This window comes from Streptomyces sp. DH12 (genome assembly GCF_020873895.1).
Classification (GTDB): Bacteria; Actinomycetota; Actinomycetes; order Streptomycetales; family Streptomycetaceae; genus Streptomyces.
Genome location: NZ_JAHWGT010000362.1, coordinates 1 through 662 on the forward strand (window position 1 = coordinate 1; position 662 = coordinate 662).

The 662-nt window shown below is 73.1% G+C and carries 1 pseudogene; it reads right to left on the minus strand.

Annotated elements, in window-relative coordinates:
- A pseudogene (locus LPA54_RS34565) lies at positions 1–662 on the minus strand (McrC family protein); the annotation flags it as partial.

The following is a 662-nucleotide window of genomic DNA, read 5'->3' on the forward strand; positions in this document are numbered from 1 at the left end:
GGTCGGGAAGGCTGAGCAGGACGTCCGGCCGGAAGGCCGAGACGATACCGAGGTCGCCCCGCACGGTGATGCCTGCCGCGCCGCCGCCAGCAACGGCGTGCCCGCCGTGACCGCCGGCGGCATCGGCGACCAGGCGCCGGACGACGGCCTCCCAGAGGGCGGGCATGGCGAGCAGGAGGCCGTCCGCCGCGGTGCCGTGGTCGGTGAGGATGTCCGTCACACCGCCCCCGCGTAGCAGCAGCCGGGCCCAGGTGTGTGCGGCGCGGTAGCGGGCGTTCAACCGGGTGTACCGGGTGCGGTCCAGGGCTCGGAGGGCGGCCTCGGGAGGCGTGGCATTGGGGAACGCGTCGGCGATGGTGCGGAGGTGGCGGGCCAAGTCGGGACTCGTGGTCAGGGCGCAGGCCACTCGCAGCGCGGTTCCCAGGACACGGTTGTCCCAGATATCCGTCTCCCGGTCGACGCTGCGGATGTGCAGCTTGTCCAGTTGTCCGTAACGGAGGGTCGTCTGGGCCACGACGTCCAGGCGGCCTCGCAGGACCGGTTCCAGGATCTGGCGGCGTACGTAGTCCCGGCGCAGCCCTTCCCGCAGCAGTTGCTCGCACTGCTCCAGCAGGGCCGCGGCCACGAGGTCGGCGTAGCCCTCCGGGCCGGTGGCCCAGTGC